The following is a 20252-nucleotide window of genomic DNA, read 5'->3' as shown; positions in this document are numbered from 1 at the left end:
ATCGCATTGCTGATGGCGGCGGCCATGCCCGCGGCCGCGAGCGCGCAGACGAGCGTGACGCTGTACGGCCGCGTCGACGGCGGCGTCGAATACCTGAACCATATCGCGACGCCGACCGGCAGCAAGTCGCGCTTCAGCGCCGAGGGCGGCGACTGGGGCACCAGCATGTTCGGCCTGAAGGGCGTCGAGGATCTCGGCGGCGGGCTGTCGACGGTCTTCAACCTGGAGACCGCGTTCCAGGTGATGAACGGCACGACGGGCGGCGGGCGGATGTGGTCGCGGCGCGCGTACGTCGGCCTGAAGAGCAATACGTGGGGCCAGCTGCAGGCCGGCCGCAACCTGTTCATCGACAGCGACGGCGTGTGGGAATTCGATCCGTTCGTCCAGCAGGCGTTTTCATCGGCGTCGCTCGTGCGCGGCCGCAACTGGCAGCAGACCAGCAACAACATCGAATACCACAGCCCGGTGATCGGCGGTTTCGACGTGCAGGCGCAGTACGCGTTCGGCAACCAGTCGCGCGGCTTCAACTACGGTGCGCCCGGCGATTTCGGCCGCTCGGACGGGATCATGATCTCGTACCACTCGCCGTTGCTCGACGTGCGCGGGATGTATGACGAGCTGCGCGACAGCAACGGCAAGTTCAGCAACATCTTCTCGAGCTCGCGCGAATATTTCGTCGGCGCGAACGTGAAGGTGTCGCAGTTCAAGATCCAGGGCGCGTATACGCATTACCAGGCGCCGGACAGCCCCGCGGGCGTCCCCGATCGCGCCGATCACTACTGGCTCGGCGCGACCTGGACCGCGAACCCGCAATGGGCGGTGACGGGCGGCGGCTACTACGTGAAGGTCGGCGACGGCAATAGCGATGCGTCGCACGATCCGTCGGGCCACGCGATGATGTACGTGCTCGGCACGACGTACAACCTGTCGAAGCGCACGTTCCTGTACGGCACCGTTGCGTATGTGCGCAACGGCGGCAATTCGAACTTCTCGCTGCTGGCGACGCCGCGCGACGCGACGCCGAACACGAGCCCGATGGCGGGCGAGTCGCAGACGGGCGCGTATGTCGGGATGATGCATACGTTCTGAACGTCGCGCGAGCCGCGGGCAATGCACGGACGATGATGGGCCGTGCGTTGCCGCGGTCGTTCACAGCAGGCGCGTCACGCGCCGCTCAATCGAGGGATTTGCCGGCCTTTTCGTCCATGCACCGCAGCGCGAGCAGCGTCAGCACGCCGCAGCCGATCGCATACCACGCGGGCGCGTTCGGATCGCCGGTCGCCGCGATCAGCCACGTCACGAAGAACTGCGCGAAGCCGCCGAAGATCGCGACGCCGACGCTGTACACGAGCGCGCCGCCGGTCGCCCGCACCGCGCGCGGGAACAGTTCGCCGAGCATCGCGCCGGTCGCGCCGATATTGATCGCATGCACGACGGACAGCGCCGCGATGATCGACAGCAGCGACGCGGCGCCCGGCCAGCGGTTCAGCGCGACGAACGCCGGATAGATCGCGAGCATCAGCGCGATGCGGGTCCACCAGACGATCCGGTTGCGCCCGTAGACGTCCGACAGGTAGCCGCCGAGCGGCGTGACGACCATCAGGATCGCGCCCGCGACGCAGCCGGCCGTCATCGACAGCCAGCTCGGCAGATGCAGCACCTGCACGCCGTAGATCGCCATGTAGAACACGATGATGTAGTGGATCGACGTGCCGCCGATCGTCACGCCGAGCCCCGCGAACACGGCCTTGCCGTGATGGCGCAGCACGTCCGCGAGCGGCAGCGACGCGACCTTCTCCCGCGGCGCGCTCGCCGCGGCCGGCACTTCCTCGACGGTGCGGCGCAGCCAGTAGCCGAGCGGCACGAACAGCGTGCCGATGACGAACGGCACGCGCCAGCCCCAGCTTTCGAGCTGCGCGACGGAGAGCATCGACGTCAGCGCGACGCCGGTCAGCGCGCCGGCGAGCGCGGCGAGGCCCTGGCTCGAGAACTGGAACGACGCGTAGAACCCGCGGCGGTGCTGCGGCGCCTGTTCGAGCAGCAGCGTCGTCGACGCGCCGACCTCGCCGCCCGACGCGAAACCCTGCAGCAGGCGCGCGGCCACGAGCAGCAAGGGCGCCGCGATGCCGACCTGCGCGTAGGTCGGCGCGACCGCGATCGTCGCGGTGCCGAGCGCCATCAGCAGCAGCGTCGCGATCATCGCCTTCTTGCGGCCGACGCGATCCGCGTACATGCCGATCACGAGGCCGCCGAGCGGACGCGTGACGAAGCCGACGCCGAAGCTCGCCACCGCGAGCATCAGCTGGCCGAACGACGAATGCACCGGAAAGAACAGCTTGCCGATCAGGACCGCGAAGAAGCTGTAGACGGTGAAGTCGTAGAACTCGAGCGCGTTGCCGATCGCGGCGGCGGCGATCAGGCGGCGCTGTTGCGCGGCGGCGCGCGCGTCGGCCGGCGCGCCGGCGAGAGAAAGAGCGGACGTTTCCATGTGGTTCCCCTGCTGAGGCGCAGACTTGCGTGATGAAGGGCCGTCAGGCCGCGAGCCGGCGTTCGGCCGCGCGCACCCGCTCGCTCGTGGCGATCGCGACGATATCGTCATAGAAATCATGGCCGCGGTCGTGCGCCATGCAGCCGCCGAATGCAGCGCTCGCGAGCGTCTTCTCGAATGCGGGGTGCGGGTGAGCGTGGATGCGGCGACGCGCGTCGACCGGCTCGGCGGCGATCGCGGCGATGCCGGGAATGACGGGGTTCACGGCTTGCAGCATGGACTCTCCTGGCGGCGCGGTGGGATGCTCGATACGCATATGACGAGCAAGCATATAAATTTCTGTCGCCTACCAGAAGCTGATAAATTGCTTCGGTGCTCACCCCAGGTTGCCGCCAGGGAATACCCCGAGCCGGCCTGCGTCGCGGGGCGCGGGCTTCCCCGATTCACGCGTGTCCCCATGAAATACCATCAACTCAAAGCGTTCGTCACCGTCGCGGACGAGGGCAGCATCCGCGCGGCGGCGCGCCGCCTCAACGTGTCGCCGGCCGCGCTGACCAAGGCGGTCAAGGAGCTGGAGCATGCGCTCGGCGTGTCGCTCGTCGTGCGCACCGCGCGCGGCGTGCAGCTGACCGGCTTCGGCCAGCAGCTCCAGGTGCGCGCGCGGCTGATCGTCGCCGAGATGCAGCGGGCGCGCGACGACATCGAGCAGGCGCAGGGCGCGACGACGGGCTCGGTGGCGGCGGCCATCACGCCGGCCGCGGCGGTGACGATCCTGCTCGACGCGTTCCGCGCGTTCCGGCGGCGTTTTCCGGTCGCGCGCGTGAGCTTCATCGAAGGTTTCCCGGGCGTCGCGCTGCCGCGGCTGCACGACGGCTCGCTCGATTTCGCGGTGGCGGTGGTCGTGCCCGAGCTGCTGGCGGCGGAGTTCGATCACGCGGAGCTGTATGCGAGCCGCTCGCTGATCGTCGCGCGCAACGGGCATCCGCTCGCGTCGGCGACGTCGCTCGCCGAACTCGTCGACGCCGACTGGCTGATGAACCCGTCGCCGGAAAGCTCGACGCAGGCGCTGTTCAACTGCTTCGTCGCGCACGGCTTGCCGGTGCCGTCGCGCATCGTCGAGTGCCCGAGCTTCGGGCTCGCGCACAGCCTGATGACGGGCTCCGACCTGCTCGCGTCGATGCCGGAGCAACTGCTCGACGCGGACTGGGCGCGCGACCGGCTCGTGGTGCTGCCGATCCGCGACCGGCTGCCTGCCGTGTCGGTGCAGGTGGTGACGCGCCGCGACAGCCCGCTCACGCCGGCCGCATCGATGCTGCTCGATTGCCTGCGCGATTCGGCGCGTCGCAAGGGGCTGCGATGAACCGCATGGCACGTCGCGCACGACGGACTGGAGGGAAATCCGGATGATCCGGTACGGCGGCCGATCGACCGCCGCCTGCGAGCCGGTATCATAGCGGCCGGCCTGCCGCCCCGGCCGGCTTTCGACAACACGCCAACCGGCATCCAGCAACCAGAGGCGTCACATGACCAGTGCAACCCAATTCGACAACGTGTCGGTCGTCAAGCGTGCCAATGTCTACTTCGACGGCAAGTGCGTATCGCATACCGTGCTGTTTCCGGACGGCACGCGCAAGACGCTCGGCGTGATCCTGCCGTGCGCGCTCAACTTCGGCACGGACGCGCCCGAATTGATGGAAGTGCAGGCCGGCAAGTGCCGCGTGAAGCTCGACGGCAGCGACGCATGGCAGACCTACGGCGCGGGCGAGTCGTTCTCGGTGCCGGGCAAGAGCCGTTTCGACATCGAAGTGCTCGAAACGCTCGACTACGTCTGCAGCTACCTGTAAGCGCGAATGCAGGCGCGCCGGCCACGATGCCCGGGTGCGCGCGGCCGGCGCGCAAAAATGACAAGCCCCGCAGAAGCGGGGCTTGTCGCATCGGGACGGCGCAAGGCCGTCCGACTCGCCGTTACAGGCAGGCGTTGATGTCGCCGGCCGATGCCGCGTCGCCGCGCATGCCGACCCACGTCTTGGCGCCCGGTTGCCGCGCCGGGCGCACCAGCGCGGCCGCGCCGTTCGGCGGTTGCTGGCCCGGCGCGTACACGTCGGTCGCGAGGCCATTCGCGAGCACGTACTGCGAGACGACCTGTTGCTGGGATTTGTCTGCCCAGGTCTTCGCGATGCAAGCCGAGACTTCCTGAGCAGGTTTCTGGCTTTGTCCCACGTTTTGCACGGCAGGCGACGGATCGGCCGCGTGCGCGGAAATTGCGATAGTCAGTGCGATGAGCGGTAAGTATTTCACGTTATCTCCCTCGGGTCGTGATTCATTGAGTGGGATGCGCAGCAGAACTGCGTGCTTGTGAGATTGCGTCCGACATATGCGGTTCCGGCGATTGCGCAACAAGATGTTAAGGCGCTTGCCAAACTGCAATCCGCACGTTCGCGGTGTCGCTGCATGCGCAACGATGCGCTGCGTGGTCCGCTCGCTGCCCCGAGGGTGTGGTGGTGTGATACGGCGGCGCGCTGCATGTGCCTGCAAGTCGCGCCGCGTCTTTATTGAATGACGAGTGGAATGGCTGAATGGTGGCCCCGTCGCATGAGCATCATGATGACAAAATTTCGTCTGACGAATTGTTAACGAAGTTTAAACGCGACGATGTTCGGGGCGCGGGACGGCGGGGCAGTGCGCACGCCGCGGCGCTCAGCCGGCGTTGCGTGCGCGGGCGTTGCGCAGGTTGACCGGTACGACGGGACGGAAGCGCTCGCGCTTGTGTTCGTCGTCGAAGTGCTGGAGCGCCGGCTTGATCAGGTCGCTGCGCGACACGAGGCCGGTCATGCGCAGCGATTGCGCGTCGTCGACGACCGGCAGCCGCTCGAGGCCGTGCACCGCGAGACGCGTCGCGACGAGGCGGCACGTTTCATGCGCCAGCGCGACCGCCGGCGCACGCTCGGCGAATACGCTGGCGAGCGTGGCGCCGGGGCCGGCTTGCGCGCGATGCGCGTCGAGCGTTGCACGATCGACGACGCCGAGCAGGCGGCCGTCCTGCACGACCGGATACGCGCGGTGCGTCTGCCGCGCGCCGAAGAACGTTGCGTCGACCTCCGCGAGCGTCGTCGCGGCATCGATCGCGACGATCGCATCGGCGCGCGTCATCACTTCGGCGACGTCGTGCCGCTCGAGCGGATCGACGCCGTATTCGCGATAGATGTGATAGCCGCGGCGCGCGATCTTCTCGGTCATGATCGAACGCTTCATCACGATGGTCGCGAAGCCGTGCGCGACGAGCGTCGCCGCGAGCAGCGGCAGCAGCGCGTTGGTGTCGTGCGTGAGGCCGAACGCGAACACGATCGCCGTCAGCGGCGCGCCGAGCGTGGCGCCGAGCGTCGCGGCCATGCAGACGAGCGGCCACAGCGCCGGGGCGCCGCCCGGCAGCACCGGCGCGAGCACGGCGCCGAGCCCCGCGCCGAGCATCAGCAGCGGCGCGAGCACGCCGCCCGACGTGCCGGAGCCGAGCGCGATCACCCACATCACCGCCTTGACGACCAGCAGCGCGAGCGCGATCTGCAGCGCGATGTGCTGATGCAGCAGGTCGCCGATCACGTCGTAGCCGACGCCGAGCGCGCGCGGCTGCAGCCAGCCGCCGATGCCGATCACGATCGCGCCGAGCGCGGGCCACCACATCCAGTGCACGGGCAGCTTCGCGAACGCGTCCTCGATGCGGTAGAGCGCGGCCGACAGCCCGCATGCGAGCATCCCGGACAGCAGGCCCGCGACCACGCACGACAGCAGTGCGACCGGCGACGGCGCGGCGGTCGTCAGCGGAAACAGCGGCTCGACGCCGAACAACACCGCGCGCGCGAAGCCGGCGACCGCGCACGCGAGCGCGACCGGCAGGAAGCTGCGCGGGCGCCATTCGAACAGCAGCAGCTCGACCGCGAGCAGCACCGCGGCGACCGGCGTGCCGAACACGGCGGTCATGCCGGCCGCCGCGCCCGCGACGAGCAGCGTCTTGCGCTCCGCGGCGGTGACCTTCACGCACTGTGCGATCAGCGAGCCGAGCGCGCCGCCCGTCATGATGATCGGCCCCTCGGCGCCGAACGGGCCGCCGCTGCCGATCACGACGCCGGACGACAGCGGCTTGAGCACCGCGACCTTCGGCGACATGCGGCTCTTGCCGAACAGGATCGCCTCGATCGCCTCGGGGATGCCGTGGCCGCGGATCTTTTCCGAGCCGAAGCGCGCCATCATCCCGACGATCAGCCCGCCGATCACCGGCACCGCGATCACCCATGCGCCGAGCGTGTTGCCGGACGGCGAATGGTCGGCGAACGAGAACCGCTGGAAGAAGAACAGGTTCGTGAACAAGTGGATCAGGCTCAGCAGCACGAACGCCGCGAGCGTGCTGAGCACGCCGATCACGGCGGCAAGCAGCGCTATCCGGGGCAGGCGGTCGTTGGTCGCGAAATCGCGTTTGTGCGGGGCGTTCATCGTGTCGGACGCTGAAGTCAGTAATCGAGTTGGGGAACCTGGAATGCGCCCTTGAGCGATTTCAGCTCGGCGCGGTGCATCGCCGCGAGGCGCGCGAGCAGGGTTTCGCCGGCGGCTTCGAGATGGACCTCGACCTGGCGGCGGTCGGTGTCGCTCGGCTTGCGCTTCACGAGCCCGAGCGCTTCGCAGCGCGACACGAGCGCGACGACGCCGTGATGCTGCGCCTGCAGGCGTTCCGCGAGCTCGCCGATGGTCGCCCATTCGCGCTGCGGATAGCCCTTGATGTGCAGCAGCAGCAGGTATTGCAGCGGCGTCACGCCTTCGCTTTGCGCGGCGCGCTCGGAGAAGCGCTCGAAGCGGCGCATCTGGTAGCGGAATTCGGAGAGCTGCTCGAAGTCGGACTTGTGCAGCGCGCGTCGGGTGTCGGTCATCGTGATGGAGAAGGGAAAAACAGTCGTGTGAATATACATCACAACATGATACAAATGCGCGAATTGCACCGGCGGCGCCAGCGCGGAACGCGCCGCGCGGCGGCGTCAGGTCATGCGGCTTCCAGCATCTGCGTCTGCCGGTACAGGCCCGTGACGAGGTCGGTCTGGGTAATGATGCCGACGAGCCGGTGCGATGCGTCGACGACCGGAATGTGGTGGTGGCCCGAGTGCGTGAACAGCGGCACGAGCGCCGTGAGCGGCAGCGATTGCGGCACCGACGCGACGTCGCGGCTCATCACCGTGTCGACGCTCGCCAGCTGGCCGCCGAACGATTCCGGCAGGCGCGCGGACAGGCGCTGCCACAGCGCCGTCGGGCGGCGCAGGTAGCGCGTCAGGTCGGCGCGGGTGACGATGCCGACCAGCCGGCGGTCCGCATCGACGACGGGCAGCGCCTTCACGCGATGGCGGTCGAGCAGCGTGAGCGCGGCCGTCACCGACGTCGACGGCGCGATGCTGATCGCGTCCTTCGTCATCAGGTCGGCGCAGGTGAGCTGGCCGAACGTGCGCGCGTAGGCTTGAAGTTCGGTTTCGCGCAGCAGCGCCTCGAGGTCGTTCGGATCGACGTCGAGCCATTCGCCGCGGCGCTTGAGCACCGCGTCGAGATCCTCGCGCGTAAAGCCACCGCGGCCACCGCGTGCGCGCGCCGGCACACGCCGCCCGCCTGCGGCTTCGCGTCGGGCCGCACGCCGCCGTGCGGATAGCGGTGGCCCGTCAGCGCGTGGTAGACGAGCGCCGCCGACAGCAGGATCGCCGATTGCAGCGCGATCGGCTCGAGCACGAAGCCGAAGCCGAGCCGGTGGATCGCCGGCCCGCCGAGCACGGCCGTCAGCGCGACCGCGCCCGACGGCGGATGCACGCAGCGCAGCGCGAACATTCCGCCGATCGCGCACGCGACCGCCACCGCGGCGGCCGTGACCGGATCGGCGATCCACTGCGCGCACGCGACGCCGACCGTCGCCGCGACCAGGTTGCCGCCGATGATCGACCACGGCTGCGCGAGCGGGCTCGCGGGCACCGCGAACAGCAGCACCGCCGACGCGCCCATCGGCGCGACCAGCAGCGGCACGAGCCCCGGCACGCCGGGCACGACCTTCATCGTGAAGCCGACCGTCGCGATGCCGACCAGCGCACCGGCGCACGAGCGCAGGCGCTCGCGCCAGCCGAGGGTCATCGGAAGAGGGGTGAAGCTGTGCAGCCATTGCTGCAGCGTGCGACGGGACGTGGAGGGGCCGGACGACATGGAACCTGCCTGGGAAGAAAGAAGCGGACGATGCGCGCGTGTCGGGGTACGGGGGTGCGGCATTATATCGCGTTGTGATATAAATTGCGGCGCCCCATCACGGTGTTGCGTGCGCGCGGCCGGCGAGGCTTTCGGGAAGCTTTCGCCGGATGAAAACTTCGGGCGCAGCAGCGCACGTTCGTCCGCAGCGGCGTACAATTCCGCGCACCGATTTCCCCCGAACGTCCTGACCACGCATGCGATGCCCGCTCTCCCGCCTCTTCTCCGGCATGGGGAATCGCGTCGTCGTGGTTCCCGGCCGTGTTCCGTTCCCCACCTGACGCGAGCGCGGCCGACGCCTTCCCATCTATCTACTTTCCCCAAGCCAATTCAATGGACATGCTCGAAAACATGCGCCTGTTCGTGCGCGTCGTCGAAGCCGGCAGTTTCACCGCGGTCGCGAAGGAGATCGACGCGACCACCGCGCAGGTGTCGCGCGCCGTCTCGAACCTCGAGGCGCACGTGCAAACGCGCCTCCTGCATCGCACGACGCGTCACCTCGGCCTCACCGAGAGCGGCCAGCGCTATTTCGAGCGGGCGAAATCGATCCTCGCGGAAATCGACTATGCGAACGCGGAGGCGCGCAACGCGCTGTTGCGGCCGACCGGCAAGATGCGCATCCACGCGATGACGGGGCTCGGGCAGAGCCACGTCGTGTCGTCGATCGTCCGCTACCAGGAGGACAACCCGGACGTGTCGGTCGAGCTGACGCTCGCGCAGCGGATGCCGAACCTGGTCGAGGAGGGCTACGACGTGTCGATCGTCACCGCGTCGCAGCTGCCGGATTCGGGCTATGTCGCGCAAACCTGCGGCACGAGCTGCAGCGTGCTCGTCGCGTCGCGCGAATACCTCGCGCGGCACGGCACGCCGCAGACGCCGGAAGACCTGCCGAAGCACACCTGCCTGCGGCTCGACACGCCGGCGTCGCCGGCCAGCGAATGGCGGCTCGAGCACAAGGACGGCGACGAGCAGGTGTTCGAGCTGCCGCCCGCGCCGTTCCAGGTCAACGTGCCGGACGCGCTGTGCGTCGCCGTGCGCGCCGGGCGCGGGATCGCATGCGTCGCGTTGTATACGGTGCTCGACGATATCCGCGAGGGGCGGCTGATCCGCGTGCTGCCGGAATACCGGCTGCAGACGCTGAGCGTCTACGCGGTGTACGCGACGCGCCGCTATCTCGACGCGAAGATCCGCACTTTCCTCGAACACCTGCGCACGACGCTCACGCCCGCGCTGGAAGAAGACCTGCGCGAGCTGGACCGGCTGACCGTCGAGCACGCGCCGGACGGCCTCAAGCGCGCGTGAGCGTGACGCTGTCGGCGGGGGCGGCGATGCCCGCGCATCACAAGTCAATCGATCGATCCGGCATCTGAATGATTGAATTGCACCAGCTTCGCTGCTTCGTCGCGGTCGCCGAGGAACTGCATTTCGGCCGCGCGGCGAAGCGGCTCTTCATGACGCAGCCGCCGCTCAGCCGGCAGATCCAGTTGCTCGAGCATGCGCTCGGCATCGCGCTGCTCGAGCGCAGCAGCCGGCAGGTGAGCCTGACCGCCGCCGGCGAGCGCTTCCTGCGCGATGCGCGGCACATCCTCGAGTTTTCCGCGCGGGCGGAGCAGGCCGCGCAGCGCGTCGCGCGCGGCGACGCGGGGCGCATCACGCTCGGGTTCACCGCGGTCAGCGCGTACCGGATGATCCCGATGCTGCTCGCGCACGCCGCGCATGCGCTGCCGGACGTCGACGTCGAGTTGCGCGAGATGGTGTCGACGGTGCAGATCGACGCGCTCGTGTCGCGGATGCTCGACGCGGGCTTCGTGCGGCAGCGCGCGGCCCGGCAGCCGCTCGAATACCGGCTGGCGCTGCGCGAGCCGCTGCTGGTCGCGGTCGCGGAAGGCTCGGCGCTCGCCGCGCGGGAACGGATCGGCCCCGACGATCTCGACCGGCAGCCGTTCATCGCGTATTCGCCGAACGAGGGCAAGTACTTCCACGACGTGATCTCGGGCATGTTCGCGAGCGCCGGGCGGCTGCCGAACTATCTGCACTACGTCGGGCAGACGCACACGATGCTCGGGCTCGTGCGCGCGGGGCTCGGCGCGGCGCTGGTGCCGGCGTCGGCGCGCGCGCTGCACGTCGGCGGCGTCGCGTTCCGGCCGCTCGCGAACGCCGACGTCGCGGCCGAGCTGTATCTCGCGTGGCGTACGGACAACGACAACCCCGCGTTGCCGCGCTTCAACGCGATGGTCGGTCAGTTCCTGACCGAAGGCGCGGCCGACGGTGTCTAGCCCGGCGGGCTGAAGCGGCGAGCGCGCCGCGCGTTGCGGGCGCGGCGCAGCGCCGCCGTTGCGCCGGGCGGCCCGCCGCTCAGTGCGTGACCGACAGGAACAGATAGGCGGCGAACAGCGACAGGTGCACGACGCCGTGCAGCACGGTCGTGCGTCCGGCGCTGAGCGTCAGCGTGCTGACGAGCAGCGTCAGCGACAGCAGCACGGTTTCCATCGCGCCGATGCCGAGCGTGAGCGGCTGGCCGACCCAGATGAACACCGCGGCGACCGTCGGAATCGTGAGCCCGATGCTCGCGAGCGCCGAGCCGAGCGCGAGGTTCATGCTGGTCTGCAGGCGATTCGCGCGCGCCGCGGTAACGGCCGCGAGCCCTTCGGGCAGCAGCACGAGCGCGGCGATCACGATGCCGACGGCGGCTTCCGGCAGGCCGAGCTGCAGCACCGCGTGCTCGACGGCCGGCGACAGCAGCTTCGCGAGCAGCACGACCGCGACGAGGCTGACGAACAGGAACAGCAGGCTGACCAGCGCGGTGCGGCTGCTCGGCGGTGCCGCGTGGACGGATTCGTTCGCGCTGTCGTGGTCGGCGAGGAAGTAGTCGCGGTGGCGCACGGTCTGCACGAACACGAACACGCCGTACAGCACCAGCGACGACACGCCCGCGAACGCGAGCTGCGACCGCGAGAACAGCGGGCCCGGCGCGGCGCTCAGGTAGTTCGGCATCACGAGCGACAGCACCGACAGCGACGCGAGCACCGCGAGCGCCTTGCTCGCACCGCGCCCCTGGAAGTCCTGCTCGCCGTGCCGCCAGGCGCCGACGAGCAGGCACAGGCCGACGATGCCGTTGCAGATGATCATCACCGCGGCGAACACGGTGTCGCGCGCGAGGCCGGATTTCTCGGGGCCCGCGCCGAGCATCACCGACACGATCAGCGCGACTTCGATGACGGTCACGGCGACGGCGAGCACGAGCGTGCCGAACGGTTCGCCGACGCGGTGCGCGACGACCTCGGCATGGTGGACCGCAGCGAACACGGAGCCGGCGAGCGCGGCCGCGAACAGTGCGATGACGAGACCTTCGGCCGGCACGACGCGCGACAGCGCGAGCACCAGCCAGGCGGCAAGCGGGGCCCAGAGGGTCCAGCGCGGGAGCGGGTTGGACGACATCGGCATGGAGGGTTTTCCTTATTCGAGTGGCGGCGCACGACGCGCCGTCACGGGTTGGACGAAGCCCGGCCGGGTGATGCGCCGAACGATGACGATGAAGCTCGACGGATGACAGCACGAAGCCGTGCTGCGTCGGGTCTGCCGCAGCGGGGCGGCGAGGGGTGCGGGCGGGCCGAAGCCCGTCGCTGGATGAAGCGGGTTGATGCGACCGGGTACCGATGACGGGATGCGCGGGCCGACAGGCAGACCGGCCGACGACCGACCCGAACGCCGCCACGGCGACGAGAGGCGGCTGCGCGCGGTTCCCCAGGGATGCTGCAATTTGTCGGATTTTATCACACGTTGAAGGTCTACTGCGCGATTTTCCAGAGATTTAGTGAATTTTCGTTCGATAAAGCGTCCCGTTGCCGCATGATTCCTTTCCTGCAGTTTCCGTAAAGCGGCATTGCCCAACGAATCCGGGCTCGCCCTGACATAAATCTACCGACCGGTCGGTTTATAATCGCCGGCATTCCCACTTCTTGATGGATCGCAAGCGATGGCTGTTTTCTCTGCACAATCGGTGAACCCGGGCGCGCTGGCGCCGGCGGCGGTCGTCGGCGTGATCGGCGCGGGCGCGATGGGCGCGGGCATCGCGCAGGTCGCGGCGGCGGCCGGCCATCCGGTACTGCTGTACGACCTGAACGAAGCGGCCTGCGACAAGGCGCTCGCCGGGATTCGCACGCAGTTCGCGCGTCTCGCGGAGAAGGGCCGGCTCGACCCGGCGCAGGCGCAAGCCGCGGCGAACCGCGTGAGCGCGGTGCGCGCGCTGGCCGACTTCGCGCCCGCCGCGCTGGTCGTCGAGGCGGCGGCCGAGCGGCTCGACGTGAAGCGCGAGATCTTCGCGACGCTCGAGCGCCATGTCGACGACGCGTGCCTGCTCGCGACCAACACGTCGTCGATCTCGATCACGGCGATCGCGGCCGGCCTGCGCGCGCCGCAGCGGGTCGCCGGCCTGCATTTCTTCAATCCCGCGCCGCTGATGGCGCTCGTCGAGGTGGTCAGCGGGCTCGCGACCGCGCCCGAGGTTGCGCAGGTGCTGTACGACACCGCCGCCGCGTGGGGCAAGCGGCCGGTGCTGGCGAAGTCGACGCCGGGCTTCATCGTCAACCGCGTCGCGCGGCCGTACTACGCGGAGGCGCTGCGCGTGCTGAACGAGCAGGGCGGCGCGCCCGCGTCGATCGACGCGGTGATGCGCGAAGCGGGCGGATTCCGGATGGGGCCGTTCGAGCTGATGGACCTGATCGGCCACGACGTGAACTTCGCGGTGACCGAGTCGGTGTTCCGCGCGTACTTCAACGATCCGCGCTTCACGCCGTCGCTGATCCAGCAGGAACTCGTCAACGCGGGCTTCCTCGGCCGCAAGTCCGGCCGCGGCTTCTATTCGTATGCGGACGGCGCAACGCCGCCGGCGCCGGACGTCGAGGCGCCGTGCGACGCGCCCGCGGCCGTCACGCTGTTCGCGCAGGACGGCCCGGCCGATGCGCTGCGCGTGCGCGTCGCCGAACGCGTGGCCGGCGCGCGGCATGCGGATGCCCATCCCGACGACCTGCTCGCGACGGCCGGCCGCGCGTCGATCGCGCTGACCGACGGCCACACCGCGACCGAGCGCGCCGTGCAGACGGGCGTGGCCGACCTCGTGCTCGTCGACCTCGCACGCGACTACGCGCAGGCCGGGCTCGTCGCGCTGACCCGCGCGCTCCAGTGCAGCGACGCGGCCTATGCGGACGCGGTCGGCCTGTTCCAGCAGGCGGGCTTTCGCGTGGTCGGCCTGGCCGACGTGCCGGGCATGATCGTGATGCGCACCGTCGCGATGCTCGCGAACGAAGCGGCCGACACGGTGAACCAGGGCGTGTGCTCGCCCGCCGACCTCGATCTCGCGATGGAAAAGGGCGTCAATTATCCATGCGGCCCGCTCGCGTGGGCTGACGCGATCGGCATCGCGCGCGTGCATCGCGTGCTGTCGCATCTGGCCGCGAGCTACGGCGAGGACCGCTACCGCGTGTCGCCGCGCATCGCCGCGCTGCGCGCGGCCGGCCGCGCGTTCCGGTCCTGACCGCCGCTTTCCCCCGATCACGATAACGACATCACGCCACTGGAGGAGCTCCCCGATGACTGCCCCGACGCACCCGATGGCCGCGCTCGACCCGATCGAGACCGCGAGCCGTGACGAACTCCAGGCGCTGCAGCTGCAGCGGCTCAAGTGGTCGCTGCGGCACGCGTACGACAACGTCCCGCACTACCGCCGCTCGTTCGACGCGGCGGGCGTGCATCCGGACGACCTGGCGACGCTCGCCGATCTCGCGAAATTTCCGTTCACGACGAAAGCCGACTTCCGCGACAACTACCCGTTCGGGCTGTTCGCGGTGCCGCGCCAGCAGGTGGTGCGCGTGCACGCATCGAGCGGCACGACCGGCAAGCCGACCGTGGTCGGCTACACCGCGCGCGACATCGACACCTGGGCGAACGTGATCGCGCGCTCGATCCGCGCGGCGGGCGGGCGTCCCGGCGACACGCTGCACAACGCGTTCGGCTACGGGCTGTTCACGGGCGGCCTCGGCATTCATTACGGCGCGGAGCGGCTCGGCTGCATGGTCGTGCCGATGTCGGGCGGGCAGACCGAGAAGCAGGTGCAGCTGATCCGCGATTTCGAGCCGAGGATCATCCTCGTCACGCCGTCGTACATGCTGAACCTGATCGACGAGATGGTGCGGCAGGGCATGGACCCGGCCGAGTCGCCGCTGAAGATCGGCATCTTCGGCGCGGAGCCGTGGACGCAGGCGCTGCGCGAGGAAGTGCAGGCGCGAGCCGGCATCGACGCGCTCGACATCTATGGGCTGTCCGAAGTGATGGGCCCGGGCGTCGCGTGCGAATGCATCGAGACCAAGGACGGCCCGGTGGTCTGGGAAGACCATTTCTATCCCGAGATCATCGACCCGGTGACGGGCGAGGTGCTGCCGGACGGCAGCGAGGGCGAACTCGTGTTCACGTCGCTGACGAAGGAAGCGATGCCGGTGATCCGCTACCGCACCCGCGACCTGACCGCGCTGCTGCCGCCGACCGCGCGCACGATGCGCCGCCTCGCGAAGATCACCGGCCGTTCGGACGACATGATGATCATCCGCGGCGTGAACGTGTTCCCGAGCCAGATCGAGGAGCTGGTCGTCGCGCAAGCGAAGCTGTCCGGCCAGTACCAGCTGACGATCTCGCGCGACGGCCACATGGACCGGCTCGATCTCTCGGTCGAGCTGCGTTCGGAAGCGGGCGCCGGCGTGCCGGACGGCGAGCGCGCCGCGATCGCGCGCGAGCTGCAGCACCGGATCAAGACGATGGTCGGCGTGTCCGCGGGCGTCACGGTGCTGCCGGCGGGCGGCATTCCGGCGACCGCGACCGGCAAGGCCAGGCGCGTGATCGACCGGCGGCATGCCGCGTGACCCCATTGACTGACCGATTACCTGAGCGACTACCCGAGGAAACCTGTTCGATGGATGGATTGAAGACCCTGGCCGTCAGCGTCGATGCGCGCGGCATCGCGACCGTCGCGCTCGCGCGCGGCGACGTGCTCAACGCGTTCGACGAGACGATGATCGCCGAGCTGACGGATGTATTCACCGCGCTCGGCGCGCGCGACGACGTGCGCGCGATCGTGCTGCGCTCGGACGGCCGCGCGTTCTGCGCGGGCGCCGACCTGCAGTGGATGCAGCGCGCGAGCGCGAACGATGCGGCGGCGAACCTGCGCGACGCGGAGCGCTTCGCGGCGATGATGCGCGCGATCCGGCAGTGCCCGAAACCGACCGTCGCGCGCGTGCAGGGGCACGCGTTCGGCGGCGGCGTCGGCCTGTGCGCCGCGTGCGACATCGTGATCGCGAGCGACCACGCGCGCTTCGCGGTCAGCGAGGCGCGCTTCGGCATCCTGCCGGCCGTGATCGGCCCGTATCTCGTCGAGGCGGTCGGCCAGCGTCAGGCGCGCCGGCTCGCGCTGACCGCGACGCAGTTGAGCGCGGGCGAGGCGGTCGCGATCGGCCTGATCCATCAGGCCGTGCCGGCCGACGGGCTCGACGATGCGCTCGCCAGGACGCTCGCGGAGCTGAGCCGCAACGGCCCGCACGCGCTGATGGAGATCAAGCGCTTCTTCGATGCGATCGGCGAGTATCCGCCGTCGGACGCACGCGCGGCGTTCACCGCGCAGACGATCTCGCGCGTGCGCGCGACGGACGAGGCGAAGGAAGGCTTCGCCGCGTTCTTCGCGAAGCGGGCGCCGGCCTGGGAGGCGGGCGGCGCGTAAGCGCGGACGTTCGGCGCGGCGGCCCGCAGACGCTCATCCGCCGCGCCGCAATCGGGGACGGTTGCTCTACAATGCGTGACCCCCGGCGCGCCGCCGGATCCGACCTGACCGATTCCCCGTCCGATGATCGTCAACCGTCTTATCTCCGAGATCCTGTTCGGCTTCACCGGCCTGATGGGCATCATCAACCCGATCGGCATCGCCTTCCTGTTTCTCGAACGCACCGAGTCGCTGACCGAGCAGGAGCGCGACATGCTCGCGAAGAAGGTCGCGTTCAATTCGTTCATCGTGCTGCTCGTCGCGTTCTTCGCCGGCACGCCGGTGCTGCATTTCTTCGGAATCTCGATGGAAGCGCTGCGCATCGGCGGCGGCTTCGCGGTGGCGGTGGCGGGGTGGCGCATGCTGAACGAGCCCGACGTGCCGGGTGGCGGCGATACGCCGGTCAAGCCGATCGACGTGTCCACCGTGATGAAGCGCGCGTTCTTCCCGCTCACCGTGCCGCTGACCACCGGCCCCGGCTCGATCGCCACCGCGATCGCGCTCAACGCGAACCGGACGCACAAGCTGTCGGAGTTCGCGCTGTCGAGCCTCGTGTCGATCGCGGTGTCCGCGCTCGTCGCGCTGGTGATCTGGCAGACCTACAGCCGCTCCGCGTTCCTCGCGCGCTACCTCGGCACCGAAGGCACCAAGGTCGCGATGCGCGTGTCGGCATTCCTGCTGCTGTGCATCGGCGTGCAGATCATGCTGACCGGGTTCTCCGAGTTCCTGCGGCCGATCGCCGACCAGGTCAAGTAAGCCGCTTCGTCGTGGGCCGCATCGGCCGGCGCGGCGTCGGCCCCGCGTGGTGCGGCGGCGCCGGCGCGTTCGCGCGCGACGGGATACCATCCAGCGTCCGGCCGGCGCGCGATGCGCGTGCGGCCGCCATTCCACTTCAACGACGAGGCGTGCGATGCAATACGTGAAATTCGGATCGACCGGGCTGGACGTGTCGAAGCTGGTGCTGGGCTGCATGACGTTCGGCGAGCCGTCGCGCGGCACGCATCCGTGGACGCTGCCGGAGGCGGACAGCCGCCCGATCATCCGGCGCGCGATCGAGGCCGGCATCAACTTCTTCGACACCGCGAACATGTATTCGGACGGCACGTCCGAAGAGATCGTCGGCCGCGCGCTGCTCGACTTCGCGAAGCGCGACGACGTCGTGATCGCGACCAAGGTGTTCTACCGCATGCGCCCCGGCCCGAATGGCGCGGGCCTGTCGCGCAAGGCCATCCTCACCGAGATCGACCATAGCCTCAAGCGTCTCGGCACCGATTACGTCGACCTGTACCAGATCCATCGCTGGGACTATCACACGCCGATCGAGGAGACGCTCGAAGCGCTGCACGACGTCGTGAAGGCCGGCAAGGCGCGCTATATCGGCGCGTCGTCGATGCACGCGTGGCAGTTCAGCAAGGCGCTCTACACGTCGAAGCTGAACGGCTGGACGCAGTTCGTCAGCATGCAGGATCACCTGAACCTGCTGTATCGCGAGGAAGAGCGCGAGATGCTGCCGCTGTGCGCCGACCAGGGCATCGCGGTGCTGCCGTGGAGCCCGCTCGCACGCGGCCGGCTCACGCGCGACTGGAGCGAGACGTCCGGCCGGCAGCAGAGCGACGCGGTCGGCCAGCGCCTCTATGACGCGACGGCCGACGCCGATCGCGCGATCGTCGAAGCCGTCGCGACGATCGCGCGTGCGCGCAACGTGCCGCGCGCGCAGGTGGCGCTCGCGTGGGTCGCGCACAAGCGCGGCGTGACCGCGCCGATCGTCGGGATCTCGAAGCCGCATCATCTCGACGATGCGCTCGGCGCGCTGCAACTGAAGCTGACCGACGATGAGATCGCGTCGCTCGAAGCGCCGTACGTGCCGCACGCGGTGGCCGGCTTCAACTGAGCCGTCGGCTGAGCCGGAGTGGCGCGGCGCCGCCGCGCGGTTCGGCGTTCAGCGCACGGCGGCCAGCATCGGATACGTGAACAGCCCGAAGTGGACGACGTTCAGCCCCGCATGCGCGAGCGCGGCGGCGAACAGGCCGCCCCGGCGGTATGCGATGCCGTAGCCGACGCCGGCCACCGTGCCGAGCGCGATCCATTGCCAGCCGGCCGCCGCATGGGCCGCGCCGAACAGCGCGGCGCCCGCGGCCAGCGCGGCCCACGGTCCCCACGAGAACGCGCCGAGCGCGCGCGTCAGGCCGCCTTGCAGGTAGCCGCGGAACAACGCTTCCTCGGCGAGCGTCACGAGCAGCACGTTGTTCGCGAGCCAGAGCCAGCCGGCCGCCGGCCATTTGGGCGCCCAGCCGACCATGCCGAGCGCGGTCGCGCCGGCGAGGCAAGCGGCTGCCGTACCGACGGCCGCCATCGCGCCGACGCGCAGCGCGCGCCGGAGGGGCACCTCGGGCGCCACCCACGGCAGCACCCACAGCAGCCACAGGCCGGCGAGCGGCTTGTCGAGATTCAGGTACATCGTGAACGGCACCGCGTCCGGCGTGAAGCGGATCGGGTCGATCACGCGCGGGTTATGGAAGCCCGGCAGCAGGTGCAGGCTCAGTGCGATCGCGAGCGCCGCGAACACGAGGTGCGCGGCGATCCGCACGGCGAGCGGCCGGCGCGGCGCGACACCCCACGCGGCGGCGGCCAGCAGCGCGAGGGGCGCGAGCGCGATCGGCGCCAGCTTGCCGAATGCGAGCGCGAGCGCATAACCGAACCCGGCGACGGCGACGCTGGTACCGTGCAGCGGGCGCAGCCAGGCGAGTGCGGCGGCCGTGAACAGCGCGAGCCAGATCGTGGCGAGCGGGAGCAGCGAGAGGGACATGGGGCGATGCAACGGGCGAACGGGACGCCGCGCATCATACCTCAGCGAAGTCGCGATGCTGCGCCGCAGCGTCGCGGCGCGAGCGCTCAGCGGCCGGCGGGTTCGGTGAAGCCTTCGCGGGTCGGGATGTCGACGCTGTTGCGCGTGCGCATGCGCCGCCGGTACCAGAAGGTCCACATCAGCAGGCCGCCGAACACCGAATAGCCGGCGATCGGCGACACGACCAGCACGCGCTCGACCGGCCAGTTCACGACCATCCAGCAGCGCAGCAGCATCTCGACGCTGAGCCCGGCGCCCCACGCGAACGTCATCAGGCGCAGCGTCTGCCGCAGCACCGGCTGCTCGTCCCAGACCGCTTCGAAGCGCGCGGCGCCGCCCGCCATCTGGCGGGCCACGGTGGCGCGCGTGAGATAGAAGATCAGCGGCCGCTCGCGCACGAGCGACAGCAGGAAGACGATGCCGATCGCCCCCGACGCGAACGATTCGCGCATCAGCAGCGCGCGCGGGCTGCCGCCGAGCGCCATCGCGGCGATCGACAGCGCGATGCCGAACAGCACGACGGCGCTGACTGCATCGACGCGGCGCGCGCGGACGAATTCGACGATCGACCAGACGACGGGCGGGATGGCCGACGCATAAAGCGCGCCGGTTTCGCCGAAATGGGGATGGGCAAAGTGGTAGGCGACCCACGGCAACAACAGGTTGACGACGAGTTCGAGGGCCAGGCCGGCGCGCGCTTTCACGGTGGGATTCCAGATGATGGGTTCGGATGCCCGAACCGGATGGAATCCAGTATATCGAGATTCATGCGCCGCCTGCAGGTGGGGCGGGGCCGGATGGGGAGGTTCCTCCCTGCGCGCGCCGCGTTGCCGCCTGGGTGCGGGTTTCGCCGGGCGGCCGTC

Annotated in this window: 18 protein-coding genes and 1 pseudogene; 10 read left to right on the top strand and 9 right to left on the bottom strand. The window is 69.6% G+C overall.

From position 1 onward, the window contains the following. The first annotated feature begins 12 nt into the window (after positions 1-12). Positions 13-1089: a porin gene (locus tag WJ35_RS25275; RefSeq protein WP_088502970.1), complete on the top strand. Its 1077-nt coding sequence runs from the start codon at positions 13-15 to the stop codon at positions 1087-1089. Between the two features lie 85 nt (positions 1090-1174). On the opposite strand, the gene WJ35_RS25270 is transcribed toward WJ35_RS25275, so the two are convergent. Both WJ35_RS25270 and WJ35_RS25265 read right to left on the bottom strand, forming a co-directional pair. Beyond that, positions 1175-2488 (bottom strand): MFS transporter, encoded by a 1314-nt coding sequence (locus tag WJ35_RS25270; protein ID WP_069240271.1) that lies wholly within the window; start codon positions 2486-2488, stop codon positions 1175-1177. 43 nt (positions 2489-2531) lie between these two features. Then, the gene (locus WJ35_RS25265; protein WP_011882355.1) at positions 2532-2765 is read right to left on the bottom strand and encodes a hypothetical protein; all 234 of its coding nucleotides are present in this window, start codon (positions 2763-2765) and stop codon (positions 2532-2534) included. A gap of 180 nt (positions 2766-2945) precedes the next feature. On the opposite strand from WJ35_RS25265, the gene WJ35_RS25260 reads away from it, so the two are divergent. After that, entirely contained in the window at positions 2946-3848 is a 903-nt protein-coding gene (locus WJ35_RS25260) for a LysR substrate-binding domain-containing protein (RefSeq protein ID WP_069240270.1), read from the top strand. Between the two features lie 163 nt (positions 3849-4011). After that, a complete protein-coding gene (locus tag WJ35_RS25255) occupies positions 4012-4332 on the top strand; it encodes a pyrimidine/purine nucleoside phosphorylase (protein WP_010089719.1) in 321 nt (106 codons plus the stop codon). Between the two features lie 121 nt (positions 4333-4453). Here the strand turns inward: WJ35_RS25255 and WJ35_RS25250 are convergent, their stop codons facing one another. From WJ35_RS25250 to WJ35_RS25235, 4 genes and pseudogenes are all read right to left on the bottom strand, one after another. Then, complete coding sequence (locus WJ35_RS25250; protein ID WP_069240269.1) at positions 4454-4786, bottom strand: hypothetical protein; 333 nt, start codon at positions 4784-4786, stop codon at positions 4454-4456. A gap of 399 nt (positions 4787-5185) precedes the next feature. Then, complete coding sequence (locus tag WJ35_RS25245; RefSeq protein WP_069240268.1) at positions 5186-6973, bottom strand: chloride channel protein; 1788 nt, start codon at positions 6971-6973, stop codon at positions 5186-5188. A gap of 17 nt (positions 6974-6990) precedes the next feature. After that, complete coding sequence (locus tag WJ35_RS25240) at positions 6991-7404, bottom strand: MarR family winged helix-turn-helix transcriptional regulator (protein ID WP_059590279.1); 414 nt, start codon at positions 7402-7404, stop codon at positions 6991-6993. Between the two features lie 110 nt (positions 7405-7514). Next, positions 7515-8704 (bottom strand): annotated as a pseudogene (locus WJ35_RS25235) (HPP family protein). Between the two features lie 372 nt (positions 8705-9076). Between WJ35_RS25235 and WJ35_RS25230 the strand changes: the two are divergent. Both WJ35_RS25230 and WJ35_RS25225 read left to right on the top strand, forming a co-directional pair. Then, positions 9077-10045 carry a LysR family transcriptional regulator gene (locus tag WJ35_RS25230; RefSeq protein WP_010089562.1) on the top strand — a complete coding sequence of 323 codons (969 nt, stop codon included), beginning with the start codon at positions 9077-9079 and terminating at the stop codon, positions 10043-10045. Positions 10046-10113: 68 nt separating this feature from the next. Next, the gene (locus WJ35_RS25225; protein WP_069240267.1) at positions 10114-11019 is read left to right on the top strand and encodes a LysR substrate-binding domain-containing protein; all 906 of its coding nucleotides are present in this window, start codon (positions 10114-10116) and stop codon (positions 11017-11019) included. A 79-nt stretch (positions 11020-11098) separates the two neighbouring features. On the opposite strand, the gene WJ35_RS25220 is transcribed toward WJ35_RS25225, so the two are convergent. Beyond that, positions 11099-12187: a calcium:proton antiporter gene (locus WJ35_RS25220; protein ID WP_060236481.1), complete on the bottom strand. Its 1089-nt coding sequence runs from the start codon at positions 12185-12187 to the stop codon at positions 11099-11101. Between the two features lie 532 nt (positions 12188-12719). On the opposite strand from WJ35_RS25220, the gene WJ35_RS25215 reads away from it, so the two are divergent. The 5 genes from WJ35_RS25215 to WJ35_RS25195 all read left to right on the top strand — a co-directional run bounded on the left by WJ35_RS25215 (position 12720) and on the right by WJ35_RS25195 (position 18435). Beyond that, positions 12720-14276: a 3-hydroxyacyl-CoA dehydrogenase gene (locus tag WJ35_RS25215; RefSeq protein WP_060236485.1), complete on the top strand. Its 1557-nt coding sequence runs from the start codon at positions 12720-12722 to the stop codon at positions 14274-14276. A gap of 55 nt (positions 14277-14331) precedes the next feature. Next, positions 14332-15654: a phenylacetate--CoA ligase PaaK gene (gene paaK / locus WJ35_RS25210; protein WP_060236487.1), complete on the top strand. Its 1323-nt coding sequence runs from the start codon at positions 14332-14334 to the stop codon at positions 15652-15654. 50 nt (positions 15655-15704) lie between these two features. Then, positions 15705-16505, top strand: coding sequence for an enoyl-CoA hydratase-related protein (locus tag WJ35_RS25205; protein ID WP_060236488.1), 801 nt, complete (start codon positions 15705-15707; stop codon positions 16503-16505). Between the two features lie 123 nt (positions 16506-16628). Further along, a complete protein-coding gene (locus WJ35_RS25200) occupies positions 16629-17300 on the top strand; it encodes a MarC family protein (protein WP_045565051.1) in 672 nt (223 codons plus the stop codon). A gap of 154 nt (positions 17301-17454) precedes the next feature. Further along, the gene (locus WJ35_RS25195; protein ID WP_069240266.1) at positions 17455-18435 is read left to right on the top strand and encodes an aldo/keto reductase; all 981 of its coding nucleotides are present in this window, start codon (positions 17455-17457) and stop codon (positions 18433-18435) included. A gap of 48 nt (positions 18436-18483) precedes the next feature. Here the strand turns inward: WJ35_RS25195 and WJ35_RS25190 are convergent, their stop codons facing one another. Together WJ35_RS25190 and WJ35_RS25185 are read right to left on the bottom strand one after the other, a co-directional pair. Beyond that, the gene (locus WJ35_RS25190) at positions 18484-19350 is read right to left on the bottom strand and encodes a CPBP family intramembrane glutamic endopeptidase (protein ID WP_069240265.1); all 867 of its coding nucleotides are present in this window, start codon (positions 19348-19350) and stop codon (positions 18484-18486) included. Between the two features lie 86 nt (positions 19351-19436). After that, positions 19437-20093, bottom strand: a complete 657-nt coding sequence (locus WJ35_RS25185; protein WP_010096009.1) for a VC0807 family protein — start codon at positions 20091-20093, stop codon at positions 19437-19439. Positions 20094-20252: the final 159 nt, after the last annotated feature.

Origin of the sequence: Burkholderia ubonensis (genome assembly GCF_001718695.1) — a bacterium.
GTDB classification, from domain to species: Bacteria; Pseudomonadota; Gammaproteobacteria; order Burkholderiales; family Burkholderiaceae; genus Burkholderia; species Burkholderia ubonensis_B.
Note: the sequence above shows the minus strand (reverse complement) of the source record. Positions and strands in the feature narration are given on the sequence as shown.

Excerpts from the sequence above, each read along its gene's own strand:
- WJ35_RS25265 (WP_011882355.1), bottom strand. The coding sequence starts at position 2,765 with ATGCTGCAAGCCGTGAACCCCGTCATTCCCGGCATCGCCGCGATCGCC.
- WJ35_RS25255 (WP_010089719.1), top strand. The coding sequence starts at position 4,012 with ATGACCAGTGCAACCCAATTCGACAACGTGTCGGTCGTCAAGCGTGCC.
- WJ35_RS25260 (WP_069240270.1), top strand. The coding sequence starts at position 2,946 with ATGAAATACCATCAACTCAAAGCGTTCGTCACCGTCGCGGACGAGGGC.
- WJ35_RS25240 (WP_059590279.1), bottom strand. The coding sequence starts at position 7,404 with ATGACCGACACCCGACGCGCGCTGCACAAGTCCGACTTCGAGCAGCTC.
- WJ35_RS25205 (WP_060236488.1), top strand. The coding sequence starts at position 15,705 with ATGGATGGATTGAAGACCCTGGCCGTCAGCGTCGATGCGCGCGGCATC.
- WJ35_RS25230 (WP_010089562.1), top strand. The coding sequence starts at position 9,077 with ATGGACATGCTCGAAAACATGCGCCTGTTCGTGCGCGTCGTCGAAGCC.
- WJ35_RS25275 (WP_088502970.1), top strand. The coding sequence starts at position 13 with ATGGCGGCGGCCATGCCCGCGGCCGCGAGCGCGCAGACGAGCGTGACG.
- WJ35_RS25200 (WP_045565051.1), top strand. The coding sequence starts at position 16,629 with ATGATCGTCAACCGTCTTATCTCCGAGATCCTGTTCGGCTTCACCGGC.
- WJ35_RS25190 (WP_069240265.1), bottom strand. The coding sequence starts at position 19,350 with ATGTCCCTCTCGCTGCTCCCGCTCGCCACGATCTGGCTCGCGCTGTTC.
- WJ35_RS25215 (WP_060236485.1), top strand. The coding sequence starts at position 12,720 with ATGGCTGTTTTCTCTGCACAATCGGTGAACCCGGGCGCGCTGGCGCCG.
- WJ35_RS25195 (WP_069240266.1), top strand. The coding sequence starts at position 17,455 with ATGCAATACGTGAAATTCGGATCGACCGGGCTGGACGTGTCGAAGCTG.
- WJ35_RS25225 (WP_069240267.1), top strand. The coding sequence starts at position 10,114 with ATGATTGAATTGCACCAGCTTCGCTGCTTCGTCGCGGTCGCCGAGGAA.
- paaK (WP_060236487.1), top strand. The coding sequence starts at position 14,332 with ATGACTGCCCCGACGCACCCGATGGCCGCGCTCGACCCGATCGAGACC.
- WJ35_RS25270 (WP_069240271.1), bottom strand. The coding sequence starts at position 2,488 with ATGGAAACGTCCGCTCTTTCTCTCGCCGGCGCGCCGGCCGACGCGCGC.
- WJ35_RS25245 (WP_069240268.1), bottom strand. The coding sequence starts at position 6,973 with ATGAACGCCCCGCACAAACGCGATTTCGCGACCAACGACCGCCTGCCC.
- WJ35_RS25220 (WP_060236481.1), bottom strand. The coding sequence starts at position 12,187 with ATGCCGATGTCGTCCAACCCGCTCCCGCGCTGGACCCTCTGGGCCCCG.